Source organism: Sinomonas mesophila (assembly GCF_001999765.1).
Taxonomy (GTDB): Bacteria; Actinomycetota; Actinomycetes; order Actinomycetales; family Micrococcaceae; genus Sinomonas; species Sinomonas mesophila.
Genome location: NZ_MTIC01000003.1, coordinates 231,992 through 248,461, shown reverse-complemented (window position 1 = coordinate 248,461; position 16,470 = coordinate 231,992). Strand labels below are relative to the sequence as shown.

At 72.4% G+C, this 16,470-nt stretch carries 12 protein-coding genes and 1 tRNA gene; 5 read left to right on the top strand and 8 right to left on the bottom strand.

The window, feature by feature from the left end; translation table 11 throughout:
• The first annotated feature begins 67 nt into the window (after positions 1-67).
• Positions 68-1,327, top strand: a complete 1,260-nt coding sequence (locus BV907_RS12500) for an NAD(P)/FAD-dependent oxidoreductase (RefSeq protein ID WP_077490044.1) — start codon at positions 68-70, stop codon at positions 1,325-1,327.
• A gap of 139 nt (positions 1,328-1,466) precedes the next feature.
• Here BV907_RS12500 and BV907_RS12495 read toward each other — a convergent pair whose 3' ends face one another.
• Positions 1,467-2,699, bottom strand: a complete 1,233-nt coding sequence (locus BV907_RS12495; RefSeq protein ID WP_077490043.1) for a cysteine desulfurase family protein — start codon at positions 2,697-2,699, stop codon at positions 1,467-1,469.
• Positions 2,700-2,813: 114 nt separating this feature from the next.
• On the opposite strand from BV907_RS12495, the gene BV907_RS12490 reads away from it, so the two are divergent.
• Positions 2,814-3,764: a J domain-containing protein gene (locus BV907_RS12490; RefSeq protein WP_077490042.1), complete on the top strand. Its 951-nt coding sequence runs from the start codon at positions 2,814-2,816 to the stop codon at positions 3,762-3,764.
• Between the two features lie 36 nt (positions 3,765-3,800).
• Positions 3,801-4,268 (top strand): tRNA (cytidine(34)-2'-O)-methyltransferase, encoded by a 468-nt coding sequence (locus BV907_RS12485; RefSeq protein WP_077490041.1) that lies wholly within the window; start codon positions 3,801-3,803, stop codon positions 4,266-4,268.
• Between the two features lie 36 nt (positions 4,269-4,304).
• Here the strand turns inward: BV907_RS12485 and BV907_RS12480 are convergent, their stop codons facing one another.
• The 4 genes from BV907_RS12480 to BV907_RS12465 form a co-directional block, all read right to left on the bottom strand.
• Positions 4,305-5,084: a PIG-L deacetylase family protein gene (locus BV907_RS12480; RefSeq protein WP_077490040.1), complete on the bottom strand. Its 780-nt coding sequence runs from the start codon at positions 5,082-5,084 to the stop codon at positions 4,305-4,307.
• Complete coding sequence (locus BV907_RS12475) at positions 5,084-6,046, bottom strand: electron transfer flavoprotein subunit alpha/FixB family protein (RefSeq protein WP_077490039.1); 963 nt, start codon at positions 6,044-6,046, stop codon at positions 5,084-5,086. The genes BV907_RS12480 and BV907_RS12475 overlap by 1 nt, the downstream gene beginning before the upstream one ends.
• Positions 6,047-6,070: 24 nt before the next feature.
• Complete coding sequence (locus BV907_RS12470; protein ID WP_077490038.1) at positions 6,071-6,871, bottom strand: electron transfer flavoprotein subunit beta/FixA family protein; 801 nt, start codon at positions 6,869-6,871, stop codon at positions 6,071-6,073.
• 202 nt (positions 6,872-7,073) lie between these two features.
• A complete protein-coding gene (locus tag BV907_RS12465; RefSeq protein WP_245827945.1) occupies positions 7,074-8,690 on the bottom strand; it encodes a S1C family serine protease in 1,617 nt (538 codons plus the stop codon).
• Between the two features lie 265 nt (positions 8,691-8,955).
• On the opposite strand from BV907_RS12465, the gene BV907_RS12460 reads away from it, so the two are divergent.
• Positions 8,956-11,013, top strand: a complete 2,058-nt coding sequence (locus BV907_RS12460; RefSeq protein ID WP_077490037.1) for a TPM domain-containing protein — start codon at positions 8,956-8,958, stop codon at positions 11,011-11,013.
• A 38-nt stretch (positions 11,014-11,051) separates the two neighbouring features.
• On the top strand, positions 11,052-11,843 hold the full coding sequence (locus tag BV907_RS12455; RefSeq protein ID WP_077490036.1) for a PspA/IM30 family protein: 792 nt from the start codon (positions 11,052-11,054) through the stop codon (positions 11,841-11,843).
• 75 nt (positions 11,844-11,918) lie between these two features.
• On the opposite strand, the gene BV907_RS12450 is transcribed toward BV907_RS12455, so the two are convergent.
• From BV907_RS12450 to BV907_RS12440, 3 genes are all read right to left on the bottom strand, one after another.
• Positions 11,919-11,992, bottom strand: a tRNA-Met gene (locus tag BV907_RS12450).
• Between the two features lie 121 nt (positions 11,993-12,113).
• Positions 12,114-14,984, bottom strand: coding sequence for a UPF0182 family membrane protein (locus BV907_RS12445; RefSeq protein WP_245827965.1), 2,871 nt, complete (start codon positions 14,982-14,984; stop codon positions 12,114-12,116).
• 295 nt (positions 14,985-15,279) lie between these two features.
• Entirely contained in the window at positions 15,280-16,326 is a 1,047-nt protein-coding gene (locus BV907_RS12440) for a YlbL family protein (protein WP_077490035.1), read from the bottom strand.
• Positions 16,327-16,470: the final 144 nt, after the last annotated feature.

Here is a 16,470-nt window from a genome sequence, read left to right as displayed (position 1 = left end):
CGCCGGGCCACGACGGTCGCTGCAGGGCACCGGCCCCGCGGCACCGACCCTTCGGGAGGGAGGAACCGTGCAGCACCCCATTCTCATCGTCGGCGGGGGCCTCGCCGGCGGAAACGCGGCGAAGACGCTCCGGCAGGAGGGCTTCAGCGGGCCGATCCAGATCATCGCGGCCGAGCGCCGGGAGCCGTATATCCGCCCGCCGCTGTCGAAGGAGTTCCTGCGGGGCAAGGAGGACGAGTCCGCGCTGGCGGTGAACCCGCCGCGGTGGTACGAGGAGAACGACGTCGAGCTCCTCACCGGCAGGCACGCCGTCCAGCTCGTCCATGACGCGCACATCCTGCGCCTCGACACCGACGCGCTCCTGCCCTACTCCCGCCTGCTCATCGCGACCGGGGCCAGCCCGCGCGGGCTCGCCATACCCGGCGCCCAGCTCGAGGGCGTGCACACGCTCCGGCGCGTCGAGGACTCGATCGCGCTCAAGGACGAGCTCTCCCGCGGCGGCCGGCGCGTGCTCCTCGTCGGCTCGGGGTGGATCGGGCTCGAGGTCGCCTTCGCGGCGCGCGAGTACGGCAACGAGGTCACGGTGCTCGGCCGGCACTCTTCGGTGCTGCGGCAGCTCGAGCCGCCGCTCGGCGACGTCTTCCAGCGCGCGCAGGAGGACCTCGGGGTCGGGTTCAGGCTCCCCGCACACCCCGTTGAGCTCCTCCCCGGGGCCGACGGCGAATGCGTCGCCGCGGCCGTCCTCGACACCGGCGAGCGCCTCGGCGCGGACCTCGTCGTCGTCGCCGTGGGCGTCGAGCCCGAGACTGCCCTCGCGGAGGAGGCCGGGCTGCGGATGGGCGACGGCATCCAGACCGACGCGTCGATGCGCACGAGCGCGCCCGACGTCTTCGCGGCGGGCGACGTCGCGAGCTCGCTCCAGCCGGCCACAGGAGACCATGTGCGCAGCGAGCACTGGCACAACGCCCTCACCGGCGGCAAGATCGCTGCCAGGGCGATGCTCGGCCAGGACGCGCGCCTGGACAACCCACCGTACTTCTACACGGACCAGGCGGGGCTCAGCATGGAGTACTCCGGCTACACGCAGCTCGCCCGGGGGGCCAAACTCGTGCTGCGGGGGCGGATCGACTCCGTCGAGGACGCCCGGGCGGGCTTCGTCGCGCTCTGGCTGCGCGACGGTGCGGTCGTCGCGGGCATGAACGTCAACACGCCGAAGCAGCAGAAGGCCATCAAGGCGCTCATCGCCTCGAAGGCGCCCGTGGGCGAGGCACGGCTCGCGGACACCTCGGTGCCGCTGCCGGAGCTCGCTGGGGTCCAGCAGGCGTAGCGGCTTCGGTGGGGTGACGGTCCACCCCGTTTCAGGTACGGATCTCGTCGCCAAATGCGGATTCCGGGTACAGCGACGGGTGCCGTCCGTGCACCCGAAACCCGGTTTCCGCGTCCAGATGCGTACCCGAAATGCCGTGCTAGCCCCGCGGACGTCCGCGCGTGCTTGCCGTGGCGATCGCGCTCTCCCGACCCGCCATCCCCGCGGTCCTGGCCTGCGCGACGGCGGGCCCGATCGCGGCGGCGAGGCGGTCGACGTCGTCCTGGGTCGAGTTCCATCCGAGGCTGAAGCGCTGCGACCCGCGCGCCTGCTCCTCGGTGCGGCCCATCGCGAGCAGCACGTGCGACGGGCGCGGGACGCCGGCCGTGCAGGCCGAGCCGGTCGACGTCGCGATGCCGGCCATGTCGAGCAGGAACAGGAGCGAATCGCCCTCGCAGCCCGGGAACGTGAAGTGCGCGATCCCCGGCAGCCGCGCGCCCTCCACCGCGTCTGGGCCCGGGCCGCTCAGGGCGGCGTCCGGCACGGCCCGCAGGACGGCGTCGACGAGCGCGTCCCGCAGCCGGCCGAGCCGGGCCGCCTCCTCGGGCAGCCGCGCCACGGCCTCGCGCGCCGCGACCGCGAACGCCGCCGCCCCCGCGGCGTCGAGCGTGCCCGAGCGCAGCCCGCGCTGCTGGCCGCCGCCGTGCTGGACGGGGGTGAGGACGACGTCGCGCCGCACCACGAGCGCGCCCGTCCCCACCGGGGCGCCCACCTTGTGCCCGCTCACGGCGACGGTCGCGAGGGACGACGAGGCGACGTCGACGGGGAGGTGGCCGAAGGCCTGGACGGCGTCGGAGTGCAGGGGCACGCCGTGCTCGCCGGCGAGCGCGGCGGCCTCGAGGACGGGCTGGACGGTCCCGACCTCGTTGTTGGCCCACATGAGCGCCACGAGCGCGACCGATTCGGGCTCGCGGGCGAGCTCGGCGCGCAGCGCCTCGAGGCTCGTGGCGCCGGCGGAGTCGCACGGCAGCCACACGGCCTCGGCGCCCTCGTGGGCCACGAGCCACTCCACCGTGTCCGCGACGGCGTGGTGTTCGACGCCCGAGCACAGGATCCGCCGCCGGCAGGGGTCCTCCGCGGTGCGGGACCAGTAGAGCCCCTTGACGGCCAGATTGTCCGCCTCCGTGCCGCCCGAGGTGAAGACGATCTCGGTCGGGTGCGCGCCGAGCGATGCGGCGAGGGACTCGCGGGCGTCCTCGAGGACCCGCCGGGCTGCCTGCCCCGCGGCGTGCAGCGAGGAGGGGTTGCCCCCGCGCGCGATCTGCTCCGTGTACGCCGCGAGCGCGGCCGGCATCACGGGCGTCGTGGCCGCATGGTCGAGGTAGACAGGCACACCTCCACTGTAGGCCCGCTGACAGGATGCGCCCGGGCCCAGCCCGCTCACAGGATGCACCCGGGCCCAGCCAGCTCACAGGATGCCCCCGGGCCCGCCACCTACGATGGACGCATGACGGCGCACGTACCCTCCCACTACGAGGTGCTCGGCGTCCCCGTCACCGCATCGCCCGCCGACGTAAAGCGCGCCTACCGCCGTGCCGCCAGGACCCACCACCCGGACCACGGCGGCGACGCCGCGGAGTTCCACCGCATCGCCCTCGCGTTCGAGGTCCTCTCCGACCCCACACGGCGCGCCGCCTACGACCGCAGCTACTTCTCGGCCTCCGCCCAGCGCGAGGCGCCGCGGCCCGCAGGTGCGGGGACCACGCCGTCGTCCGCCGGCTCCGGGCCCCCGGGCGGGTTCCGGGCCCAGGCCCGCGGCCGACCGTCCGGCCAGCGCAATCTCGCGGGCGAGCCCGCCGTGTACGAGCCCCCGTTCGCGCCCGGGGCCGTCCCCCTCGTCCCGGCGGAGGTCGCGGCCCGGGCGGAGCACGGCCAGCCGCGCCGCCGCGGGCTCTTCGGCGCCGAGGCCAGGATCCAGCGCGAGACGCGCACGGCCGCACTCATCCGTCGCCACGTGCTCACCGAGATCCCGTCGGCACGGCTGCTCAACGGGCTGCGCTCCCCCATCGACTCCTCGCACGTCGCGCACGCCGTCCTGGCCGGCTACCGGCTCGCGCTCGTGGACTCGATGCTCGTCCCGCGCGGCAACTACGCGTGGGACGGCGCGCACCTGCTCCATGGCTCCCGGGTCGTGGCGCCCCCGCGGCTCGCCGAGCAGGTGCGGCACTTCCAGAACCTGTTCCCCGAGCTCAACGTGCAGGGCTTCGTGCTCGTGCAGACCCAGGGCGAGAACCCGCACGAGCCCGTGATCGACGTCCGCCGCGGCGCGGAAGGCATCATCGAGCCGCTCAATCCGGCCAAGTTCACGCGCGAGCTGAAGTTCTTCCTCGCGTCCGGGCCGCAGCCGAACACCGTCTTCGTCCCGGCGCTCGCGCGGCTCCTGACGGGGCTGCACTGAGCGGGGCGGTCCCCTGCCCGGCCTAGGATGGAGGGCGTGTTCCGCATCCTCTTCTACACGCCCGAGATCCCCGGCAACACGGGCAACGCCATCCGCCTCGCGGCCGTGACGGGCTGCGAGCTGCATCTCGTCGAGCCGCTCGGCTTCGACTTCGAGGATGCGAAGCTGCGCCGGGCCGGCCTCGACTACCACGACCTCGCGGTCGTGACCGTGCACAAGACCCTCGACGACGCGCTCGCGGCGCTGGCGCCCGCGCGCGTCTTCGCGTTCACCTCCCACGGCGAGACGCAGTTCGCGGAGGTCGCGTACGAGCCCGGCGACGTCCTGCTCTTCGGCCCCGAGTCCGTGGGCCTGCCCGAGCACGTCCTGTCCGATCCGAGGGTCACCGCGCGGCTCCGGCTGCCGATGCAGCCGTCCCGCCGGTCCCTCAACCTGGCCAATGCAGCGTCGATCGCCGTGTACGAGGCCTGGCGGCAGAACGGCTTCGCGGGCGCCCAGGCCTGAGGCCCGGCGCGCCCGCGCTAGGGGGCACGCCGGGCCTCAGAAGCCGGCGATCGTGTCCGGGTTGTTGACCGAGACGACGTGGAACTCCTCGGCCGAGGACCCCTCGGGGAGGCCGTCAGCCTCCGCCGCGGCGCGCATGCGCGAGCGCACGGACTCCTCCATCGAGGCGACGTCCGGGTGCTGGCTGATGTGCACCTGGAGCGCGGTGATCTTCGTGTCCACGAACTTGCTCACGTCCACGCGGTGGTTGGTCCGCTCGGCCGGGCCAGCGAAGAGCCACAGCCACGGCACGCGGTACGCGTCGAGGCCCGCCTCGGCGAGCTCGGGGTACGCGAACGGGTTCTCGACCGCGGGGTAGACCGCCCGCGTGACGGCCTCCCCGCAGGCGAGGTGGTCCGGATGCGACTTCTGGATGCGGTCCCAGTTCCGCTCGGGGTGCATCGCGACGACGACGTCGGGCCGCACGCGCCGGATGAGCTCGACGACGTCGCGCATCACCTCGTGCGTGGGCTCGAGGTAACCGTCGCGGTAGCCGAGGAAGTGCACGTCCGACACCCCGACGAGCGCCGCGGCACCGCGCTGTTCCTCGTGGCGCATCGCGACAATGCTGGCCCGGTGCGCGGGGTCGAAGCCGCCGGCGTCGCCATCGGTCATGATGCAGTAGTGCACCTCGACCCCGGCCGCCGTCCAGGCCGCGACGGTCCCGGAGACGCCGAAGTCGAGGTCGTCCGGGTGGGCGCCGAAGGCGACGACTCGGCGCACTGCGTGACGCTCCGGGTCAAAAGGGCTTTGCGCCGCGACGGGTGCCGCGGGCATCAGGCGCGGCGCCGCTTGATCTCGGCCGTGGCCTGCGGGAGGACGTCGAAGAGGTCGCCCACGATCCCGAAGTCGGCGATCTCGAACACGGGCGACTCCGGGTCGGAGTTGACCGCGACGATGACCTTCGCCGTCTGCATGCCCGCCTTCTGCTGGATCGCGCCGGAGATGCCCGCGGAGATGTACAGCTGCGGCGAGACGGTCTTGCCCGTCTGCCCGATCTGGAGGTCGTGGCTCACCCAGCCGGCATCGGCGGCGGCGCGCGATGCGCCCACGGCGCCCCCGAGGGCGTCGGCGAGCTCCTCGATCGGGCCGAAGTCGCCGTCGGTGCCGCGGCCGCCGGCGACGACGACGCGCGCCTCGGTCAGCTCGGGGCGCCCGGAGACGGGCTTCTCGGTGCGGCCCGTCACGCGCGCGGCGGTCGCGAAGGCGCCCTCGGGGACGCGCACAGGGGTGGCCTCGGCGGCGCCAGGGGCGTTCGCGGGCGTGGCCTCGACGCTGTTCGGCTTGACCGTCAGGACCGCGACGCCGGTGGTGGCGCGGGCGCGGACCTCATAGGAGCCGGCGAGCACCGACTTGTGCGCGGTGCCGTCGGCCTCGATGGCCACGACGTCGGTGATGACGCCCGCGCCGAGGCGCACCGCAAGGCGCGCGGCGGCCTCCTTGCCGGCTGGGGAGTTCTCGAGCACGACGGCGCGCACGCCGCCGGCCGTGGCGACGACGTCGGCGAGCCACGCGGCCGTCGGGCCGACGAGGTACTCGCCCAGGTCGGCGCCGTCGGGCGTGTAGACGGCGGCGGCGCCGTGCTCGGCGAGCTGTGCGCGTGCGGCCTCGGAGACGGGTCCCGTGACGGCGGCGGAGACGGAGCCGAGGATGCGGCCGGCGGCGAGGAGCTCGAGCTGGCCCTTGCGGAAGGTCTCCGCGGGCGCGTCGAGGACGACGAGGACGGTTTCAGCAGTCATGTGTCTTCTCTTCTCTTCTCGTCCTCAGATGAGCTTCTGGGCGGCCAGGAAGTCCACGAGCTTGACGCCCGCGTCGCCCTCGTCCGTGATGACGGTGCCCGCCGTGCGCGCCGGCCGGGGCTCGGCCGACGCGACCCACGTGAGCGACCCTGCCGCGCCGACCTGCCCGGCGTCGACGCCGATCTCGGCGAGCGACAGCGTGCGGATCTTCTTCTTCTTGGCCGCGAGGATGCCCTTGAAGTTCGGGTACCGGGGCTCGTTGATCTGGTCCGTCACCGACACGACGGCGGGCAGCGCGGCCTCGACGGTCTCGGAGTGCCCGTCGCCGTCGCGCTGGATCCGCGCGGTGCGCCCGTCGACCTCGAGCGAGGAGGCGAAGGTCAGTTGCGGCAGGCCGAGGCGCTCGGCGAGCTGCGCAGGCACGAGCGACGTCTCGCCGTCGGTCGAGGCCATGCCGGCGATCACGAGGTCCACGTCGCCGAGGTGCCGGATGGCGGCGGCGAGCGCGAGCGACGTCGCGGCGGCGTCGGAGCCCGCGAGCGCCTCATCGGTGAGGTGCACGCCGGAGCCCGCGCCGATCTGCAGCGCCTTCTTGAGGGCGTTGGCGGCGTCGGGCCCACCCATCGTGAGCGCGATGACCTCGTTGCCGGCCTTCTCGCCGCCCCGGGCCTCGCTCAGCTGCAGCGCCGCCTCGAGGGGGTATTCGTCGAGCTCGGAGAGGATGCTCTCGGAGCGGTCGAGGGTGCGCTCAGCGCCGATGTGACGGTCGAATTGCGCATCGGGGACGTGCTTGACCAGCACGACGATCTTGAGGGAGTCTCCCACGGTCCATGGCCTTCCATACTCGCCGCTTCGGCCGCGGAGGGGATCCGACCGCGGCACACATGCGACCCGCCCGCCGGGCGGGGCGCGCCGAAGCGGGCCCGCGGCAATGCGGCAGCCGGGCACGCCCTAGCTAACCACACGCCCCGGCCCCGCGCGCCCTCTTTTTGACGTCCTGTGTCGGCGGACGCCCCTCGGCCGGCCGCTACGAGGCGGAGCCGAGGGTCACGTCGAGCTCCATCGACTGGCCGTTGCGCTCGAGGGTCACCTTGACCGTGGCCCCGGCAGCCTGCTCCCGGACGGCAGCGGTGAGCTCGCTCGCGTCGCCGATGTGCCGGCCGGCGAAGTCCGTGATGACGTCGCCCGTGCGGATGCCCGCCTTGTCGGCCGCCCCTCCGCCCGTGACCTCCTCGACCTGGGCGCCCGAGGAGAACGACGAGCTCGTGCCGTTCGCCGCGTGCGGTCGCACCGACACCCCGAGCTGCCCGTGCGTGGCCTTGCCGTTGGCAATGATCTCCTCCGCGATGCGGTGCGCGTAGTTCGCCGGGACGCTGAAGCCGACGCCGATGTTGCCCGCCGTGCCGGTTGCGTCGCCAGAGCCGGCGGAGGCGATCGCGACGTTGATGCCGATGAGCTGGCCCTTGCTGTCGACGAGCGCGCCGCCCGAGTTGCCGGGGTTGATGGCCGCGTCCGTCTGGATGACGTTGATGCTCACGCTGCTCCGCGCGTTGCTCGGCTGCTGGCCCTGGCCCGGGGGCGCGAACTGGAAGTCCTGCCCGTTGTTCTGCGAGTTGTCTCCCCCCTCGGGTACCGCCGAGGAGGCCACCGAGATGGTCCGGTTGAGCGTCGAGATAATGCCGTCCGTGACCGTGTTGTCGAGGCCGAGGGGCGCGCCGATGGCCACGGCGATGTCCCCCACGTTGAGCCTCGACGAGTCGCCGAAGGTGACTGCGGGCAGCTGCGCGCCGTCGACCTTGACCACCGCGAGGTCGGAGAGCGGGTCCGTGCCCACGAGCTTCGCCTTGTACACCGAGCCGTCGCTCGCGCGGACCTCGATCGAAGGGTTGGCTGCCTGGCCGTCGAGGGTCACGACGTGCGTGTTCGTGAGGATGTGGCCCTCGCCGTCGACCACGACACCCGAGCCCGTGCCCGACGAGTTGCCGGAGGTGACGCCGATCGTCACGACGCTCGGCGCGGCCTTGGCGGCCGCTGCCGTGACGGCGTTGACGCTGTCCTGGTTGTTCACGATGAGCGGCGCACTCTGCACGGTCGCCGCCTTGCCGGTCGACTGGGGCGCGAGGAGGCCCGCGCTCCCGGCCGCCACGCCACCGCCGAGCAGACCCGCGACGAGCATGCCGCCGACGAGGACGCCAGTGCCCCAGCGCCGCCCCTGCTGCGGGGTGCTGCCCTGCGCCGGCCGGTAGAAGGACGTGCCCTGGGGCTGCTGTCCCTGCTGGGTCTGGCCGTAGTTCTGCGGCTGCGGGCCAAACTGGGCGGGCTGACCCTGCGGTTGGCCATAGCCCTGCGGGGGCTGGGAGGGCTGCTGCGGCCAGGCGAACTGCTCGGTCCGCGCCGGCTGGCCGGGCTGCGCCGACGGCGGGGCTGCCGGCCGCTCGGGCATGGCCTGTCCCGCTGCCTGCTGGTCTCCACCCTGCTGGTATCCGCCCCGCGGCGCCGCGCCCTGCTGCACCTGTGCCGGCTGCGCCGGCATCCGCTCGGTCGAGCCGGCCGCCGTCGGGCGCTCCCCGCCCTCGCCGGCCGCCCCCTGGCTGCCGGTCAGGGTGCGGGGGTCGTCTCCACGGGGTGCATCGGTCTCGTTCATCACTGGCGTCCTTTCCTGAACTGCTACCACTATGGCCCCTGAAGCTGTGCCTGACACTGCCGTTCTCTGGAAGTTCGCTGGAAGGCTCCCGACAGTGCCGATGGTGACCCTCGGGCGGTTTCGCTTCCGGCGGACAGGGGCCCCGGCCCGGCGGGACGGGCGCCCCCTAGAATCGAGGTGACGTGCCACGGCCCCGCTCTGCCACGCGCGAGGGGGCGGCGCGGACCCGGGGCCGACGCCCCCGGGCGGAGCGAAGGGTTGCGCCATGCGTTCGACGCCGAAGACTCTCCTGACGGCCCTCGCGGCGGTCCTGCTCGTGCTCCTGCCCGCCGCCCCCGGGTGGGCGACGGACCCGGTCACGATCCCCTCGGGGACCAACATCGTGGACCGCACGGGATCCCTCGGTGGGCGGACGGACGAGGTCGATCGCGCGATCGACGAGCTACGGGCGGACCAGGGAGTGAACCTCTACGTCGTCGTCGTGGACGCCTTCACGAATCCGAGCGACCGCGCCGCGTGGGCCGAGGAGGTCGCGAAGGCCAAGGGCATGGGCGCACAGGACGTCCTCTTCGCGGTTGCCATGAGCGGCCAATACCAGCTCACCACCAACAGCCGGAACACCGAGCTGTCCTCGAAGCGCCAGGCGATCATCGAGAACGCGATCGTGCCGAACCTCACGGGCGGGGAGCCCGACGTCGCGCAGGCTGCAGTGGACACGGCGAAGGCCGTGGGCGACGCCGCGGGCGGCGGAAGCGGCGAGGTCTCCTCCGGAGCGGGCGCGGCGCCGTGGCTCATCGGCGGAGGGCTCCTCGCCGTGGGTGCCGCGGGGGTCTACGTCCTCGCGCGCCGGCGCAGGGCCGCGGCGGCGAAGGGCGCGCAGGGGACCCTCGCGCCCGGCAAGGATGAGCTCGACCCGCTCGCGGCGATGAGTGTCCCCGAACTCCGCACGAAGGCCAACGGCCTGCTCGTGAGGGCCGACGACGCGGTCCGCTCGAGCGAGCAGGAGCTCGCCTTCGCCGAGGCATCCTACGGGGCCGACGCCGTCACGGCCTTCACCGCGGCCCTCGCCGAGGCGCGGGCGCACCTGAGCGAATCGTTCAAGCTCCAGCAGCAGCTCGACGACCACATCCCGGACACGGAAGAGCAGCAGCGCACGTGGCTCGGGGACATCATCCGCCGCTCCGAGGCGGCCATCGGGTCCCTCGCGGAGCAGAAGGCGGGCTTCGACGGCCTCCGCGAGCTCGAACGGAACGCGCCGGCGGCCCTCGAGACCGTCGATTCGGGGGCAACCGAGGCCGACGCCCGGCTCGTCACGGCGGAGGCTGTCCTCGCGACCCTGCGGGAGCGCTATGCGGGGCGTTCAGTGAACCAGGTGGCCGACAACGTCGCCCAGGCCGCCGAGCGCCTGGCCTTCGTCGACAACGCCTCGGCCCGGGCCCGCGAGCTGCTCGACGCCGGCGAGACCGGCCAGGCCGCCGTCGCCGTCCGGGCGGGCGAGCAGGCGCTCCAGCAGGCCCGCGTCCTCCTGGACGCGATCGACAAGGCGGCGTCGTCCCTCGACACGGCCCGCCACGGGCTCGAGGCGGCCCTCGCCGACACGCAGTCAGACGTCGCACAGGCCACGGCGATGGCCGCCTCCGGGCAGTACGAGGGTCTCGCGGCGACGGTCGCCGGCGTCGAGGCCGCTCTCGGCGAGGTGCGCCGGGAGCTCGACGGCGGGAAGACTGATCCCCTGGCCCTCCTCGAGCGGACCGAGAAGGCTCATCAGCAGCTCGACGAGGCGCTCGCCGTCGTCCGGGACCGGCAGCAGCAACAGCAGCGCGCCGAGGCCTCGCTCCAGCAGGCGATCATGAGTGCCCAGGCGCAGATCACCGCGACGAGCGACTACATCGCGGCCCGACGCGGCGGCGTCGGCTCCGAGGCCAGGACCCGGCTCGCCGAAGCGCAGCGCAACCTCGACTACGCCCTCTCCATCTCCCACAGCGACCCGGCGACCGCCCTCGCCTATGCGCAGCAGGCGAACGCGCTCGCCGCCCAGGCCGCGCAGATCGCGCAGCAGGACGTGGACAGCTTCGCGGGGTGGGGCGGCGGGCCCGGGGTCGGCGGCATGTTCGGCGGCCGGCGCGACGGCGGTGGGATCGCCGGCGCAGTCCTCGGCGGCATCATCATCAACTCGATCCTCTCCGGCGGGGGGCACCATCACGGCGGTGGCGGCTGGGGCGACGGCGGGGGCTTCAGCGGCGGCTGGGGCGGCGACGGCGGCGGCTTCGGCGGAGATTTCGGCGGCGGAGGAGACTTCGGCGGCGATGGCGGCAGCTTCTAGGCCACGACTCGAACGTTCGATCAACGAAAGGGAGCACCATGTCAAAGCAGTCCATCTTCGGCCGCATCGCACAGCTCGCGAAGGCGAACATCAACGCCCTGCTGGACCAGGCGGAGGACCCGCAGAAGATGCTGGACCAGATGGTCCGCGACTACACGAACAACATCGCCGAGGCCGAATCCGCGATCGCCCAGACGATCGGCAACCTGCGGATGCTCCAGGAGGACCACGCCGAGGACGTCAGGGCCGCGCAGGACTGGGGTAACAAGGCCCTCGCCGCGTCCCGCAAGGCCGACGAGTTCCGGACCGCCGGCAACGACGCGGACGCCGTGAAGTTCGACAACCTCGCCAAGGTCGCCCTCCAGCGCCAGATCTCCTCCGAGAACGAGGCCCGCGCCGCCGAGCCGAGCATCTCGAGCCAGACCGAGGTCGTCGACCGGCTCAAGAGCGGCCTGGACCAGATGAAGATCAAGCTCAACCAGCTCACCGCCAAGCGCAACGAGCTGATCGCGCGCAGCAAGACCGCCGCGGCGCAGGCGCAGGTGCACGACGCCCTGCGCAGCATCGACATCTTGGATCCCACGAGCGAAGTGAGCCGTTTCGAGGAGAAGATCCGCCGCGAGGAGGCCAAGGTCCGGGGCCAGCAGGAGCTCGCCGCGAGCAGCCTCGACGCGCAGTTCAACGAGCTCGAGGACCTCGGCGAGAAGACGGAGATCGAGGCACGGCTCGCGGCCCTCAAGCAGGGCTCCTCCCCGGCCGCGATCGGCCGCGGGGAGAGTGCCCCAACGGCCTCCACGGCCGTGGACGAGGCGGACTTCGACAAGCTCTAGGCCTCCCGGCAGAGCGCATGCCACCGGGCATGGCAAAGGCCCCGGTCCGATTCCGGACCGGGGCCTTCGCATGAGTTGCGGGGACAGGATTTGAACCTGCGACCTCTGGGTTATGAGCCCAGCGAGCTACCGAACTGCTCCACCCCGCGGCGCACAGACAACATTACCAACAGGCGAACGCCGGACCAAATCCGCCCCCTCCTTCTGGCACACGGGCGGCGGACGCTCGGCCCGCTTCGGCGGGCCCGCCGAAGCGGGCCCGCCGGGGCTTTACTGGGCGGGGGCAGGCGACTGCGCCGGGGCCGGCGCCGCCGGGGCCTCAGCGCCCGCCGAGACCCTTGCCTCGGCGTCGAGCGCCCGCTGGAGCGCCGCCGAGAGCCTCTTCTGCGCCTCGCCGTAGGCGGCGAAATCGCCCGCAGCCAGGGCCGTCTGCCCGTCGCGGATGGCCTGGCTCGCATCGGTGAGGGCCGCCTTCAGCTCGGCCTGGGCATCCGCGGTGCCGTCGCCCGCGGGCGGCTGCGGCTGTGCAGGGGCTTGGCCGTTCTTGTCCGAGTCGCCGGCCGCGGCGCCGGAGTCGCCGCCGAAGAGCTCGTCGAGTGCGGCGTCGAGGGATGCGGCGAAGCCGATCTTGTCGCCGAACGCCACGAGCACGCGCTGGAGCGTTGGATACGAGGTCGTACCCGTCGACTTGACGTAGACCGGCTGCACATACAGCAGGCCCCCGCCCACCGGCAGCGTCAGGAGGTTGCCATTGAGCACGTCCGAGGCGCCCTGGCGCAGGAGGTTGAGCGCCTGCGAGACCCTCGGGTCCGAGTTGAACTTGTTCTGCACCTGCCCCGGGCCGGGGACGAGCGTCTCGGTGGGCAGCTGCAGGAGCCTGAGCTTCCCGTATTCCGGGCCCTTGACGCCCGCTTGGCTGCCCGCGTCCGAGTCGGCGGCAAGGAAGCCGTACATGACCTCACGCGAGGTCCCGCCCTCGACGATCTGCGGGATGAAGCTCGAGGTGAGCTGGAAGGCCGGGGCCTCCTGGTCGGGCATCTGCAGGCTCATGTAGAACGGCGGCTGCTTGACGCCCGTCGACTGGACGGTCGGGTCGTTCGGGACGCTCCAGACGTCGTCGTTCTTGTAGAAGCTGTCCGGATCAGTCACGTGGTACCGGCCGAGGAGCTCCCGCTGGACCTTGAAGAGGTCCTCCGGGTAGCGCACGTGGCTCATGAGGCCGCCCGACATCTCCGAGATCGGCTTGACGGTGCTCGGGAAGATCTTCTGCCACGACTTGAGCAGCGGATCCTGGTCGTCCCACGCGTACAGGGTCACCGAGCCGTCGTAGGCGTCGACTGTGGCCTTGACCGAGTTGCGGATGTAGTTGATGGTCGACGCCGGCAGCTGGCTCGAGCGCCCGGCGGCGGTCTGCGAGTCGGCCGTGGCCTGCTGGAGCTGCTGCTGCTGGGAGTACGGGAAGTACTGGCTCGTCGTGTAGCCGTCGACGATCCACTTGACCCGCCCGTCGACCACCGCGGGGTACACGTTGCCGTCGATCGTGAGGTACGGCGCGACCTTCTCGACGCGGTCGCGCGGGTTGCGGTCGTAGAGGATCTGCGACTCGGCGTTGACGCCGTCGGAGAAGAGCATGTCCGTGCTCTGGAACTTCACAGCGTAGAGGAGCTTGTTGAGGAGGTTCCCGACGTTGGGGCCGGCGTCGCCCTCGAAGGAGTACTGCGCCTCGCCGGTACCGCCCTGGGGGCGGTCCTGCTCGCGGGCCGGGGCGCCCTCGGGCGCGCCGACGATCGAATACTCGGGCGAGTACTCGCCGAAGTAGATGCGCGGCTGGTAGCTCTCGTCCGTGCCGAGCACGCCCGTGGACGGGATGCCGGACTGCATGAAGACCGGCTTGCCCTCGACCGACGACTTGTTGCCGTAGGCGGCGACGACGCCGTAGCCGTGCGTGTACACGATGTGGTTGTTGTACCAGGACTGCTGGTTCGGCGAGAGGCCCTGCGGGTTGAGCTCGCGGACGGCGATCACGGTGTCCTGGATCTTGCCGTCGATCGTGTAGCGGTCCACGTTGAGCGAGGGGGCGAACTGGTAGTACGGGCGGAACTGCTCGAGCTGCTGGAAGGTCGAGGAGACGAGGGTCGGGTCGAGGAGGCGGATGTTCGCCGTCGTCTGCGCGTCCTCGCGGAGCGCCCCGGGCGTCGCATCGGTCGTGGCCTGGTAGTCCTTGACCTGGACCTGGTCGAGCCCGTAGGCAGCGCGGGTCAGGCCGATGTTGCGTTCGAGGTAGGGCCGCTCGACGTTCTGCTCGGACGGGCGGACCTGGACCTGCTGGATGACCCACGGGTACACGCCGCCCGCGAGGATGCCCGTGATGACGAGCATGGCCGTGCCGATGAGCGGGAGCCGCCACCGGCCCACGACGGCGGCCACGACGAACAGGATGGCGACGATGGCGGCCGCGACGGCGAGGATCGCCTTGGTCGGGATGACGGCGTTGACGTCGGTGTAGAGCGCGCCGGAGACGCGACCGGCGGAGCTGTACAGCGAGCTGTAGCGGTCGAGCCAGAAGTTCGCGGCGATGAGCGCGAGCAGGACGGCGCCCGAGATCGCGAGATGCAGCTGGGCAGGCCGCGCGGTGTAGACGCCGCTCTCGCTGATCCGGATCGAGCCGTAGAGGTAGTGCGTGAGCAGTCCGGCGATCCCGGCGATCACCACGACGCCGAGCAGGTACCCGACGAGGGTGCCGAGGAAAGGCAGGGTCATGAGGTAGAAGCTGAAGTCGAGCCCGAACTGGGGGTCCGTGACCCCGAAGGGCTCCTGGTTGAAGAACAGCGCGATCTTCTGCCACTGGCTCCCGGCGGCGGCGCCGGCGAAGAGGCCGAAGACGATCGGCACGGCGGCCATGACGATGCGCCGGACGGGCTCGAGCTGTTCCTGATAGCGGCTCAGCGGGTCCTGCTGGCCGCCGTCCGGGGCGTAGACGGCGCGGGACCTGTACGCCGAGCGCATGGCCGCGTAGATCGCGCCTGCCATGACGAGCGCCGCGACGAGGAACACGGCTCCGCGCGCGATGTTCTGCCGGATGAACACCTCGAGGAAGCCGAGCTGGTCGTACCACAGGACGTCGGTCCACAGCTGGGCCATGAACACGAATCCGACCACGAGGACGCCCGCGATCACGAGAGTCGGGACCAGCGCCCCCCTCCTGCGGCGGGTAGGGCTGTAGCTGCCTGCGGGACGCGATGTCACGGTGTACCTCGTTGTGGGTGCGGTGTCGGGTGCTGTTTCGGGTTCACGGCGGTGTCGGAGGGTGCGGTCATGCGGCGCGCAGCGCGTGCCGGTCTAAGTCAAGCACGCCCGGAACGATGCCGCAGTTCCCGCACCGGGCGGCCGCCTCGGTAACGATTCGGCGTCGGCCCGGGCCACGGTCGCCCCGACGTCATCCCGCGCTGCACTGGGGCATGCCTGCGGGGTCCTCGCCCCGGGCATAGCCCTCGACGGCGGCCCGGGCGTCCGCGAGCGTGCGAACGCTCACGACGGCGAGGCCCTCCGGGATGTGCCCCACGACCTGGTCGCAGTTGGCCTCCGGCGCGAGGAACAGCGCAGCTCCCCCGCTCCGGGCCCCATGCATCTTCTGCGCGATGCTCCCGATCGAGCCGACCTCGCCGTCGGGCCCAATGGACCCCGTCCCCGCCACGTGGCGGCCACCGGTCAGGTCGCCCGGCGTGAGCTTGTCGAGGACCCCGAGCGCGAACATCATGCCCGCGCTGGGCCCTCCCACGCTGCCGAGCTCGAACTGGACGTCGATCGGGAACTCGAAGCTGTACCTGATCCCGACGCCCAGGACCCAGCGGTCGTCGCGGCGCGCTGGCGTGATGGTCTCGGTGGCCTCGGCGCCGTCGCGCTCGACGACGACGGCGGCCGGCGCGCCGTCGCCGGCAGCGAGCACGTCCTGGACGTCGGCGAGGGAGCCCACGGCCCGTCCGTCGACGCTCACGAGCCTGTCGCCCTCCCGGAGCCGCCCGGCGGAGGGCGAGTCCCGGAGGATCGCGGCGACGTCGAGGAACTGGGCGTACGGGATGTCGAGCTCGCCCAGCGCGGCGGCCACGGCCGTGCCTTCGGAGTCCTGCATGAGCGCAGCGTTCTGCTCCGCGACCTCCTCGCGCGTGACGTCCGGCGGGTAAACGACCTCCACCGGGAGGATCGCCACAGTGGGGTCGAACCACGAGCGCGCGAGCTCGAGCAGGCCCACGTCCGTGGTGGGCCCGCCGTGCACGTAGACGGTCGTGATGTCGAGGCTCCCCCCGGCGTCGTACGAGTCGCGCCCCGAGACGGTGATGACCTCTTTCCCGCCCGTCTCCCCGAGGGTGTTGTAGGTGGGCCCGGGGATCTCGACGACATACGGTACCGGCGCGTTCGCGACCGTCAGTCCCAGCACGAGCGCCGCCGCCCCGCTGACCGCCGCTGCGAATCCCCTGCTGCCCACTCGTCCGTTCCCCTCGACTGCCCGTTCCCTGCCTCCGGCCGCTTCCTCGCCCCGCGGCTCAGGACAGCCTAGGCCATCTGCCTGAGCCCGCCGCGTGCGGCCTGTGTGCCGACAGCGAAAGGGACCCGCCCGCCGCAGACACGT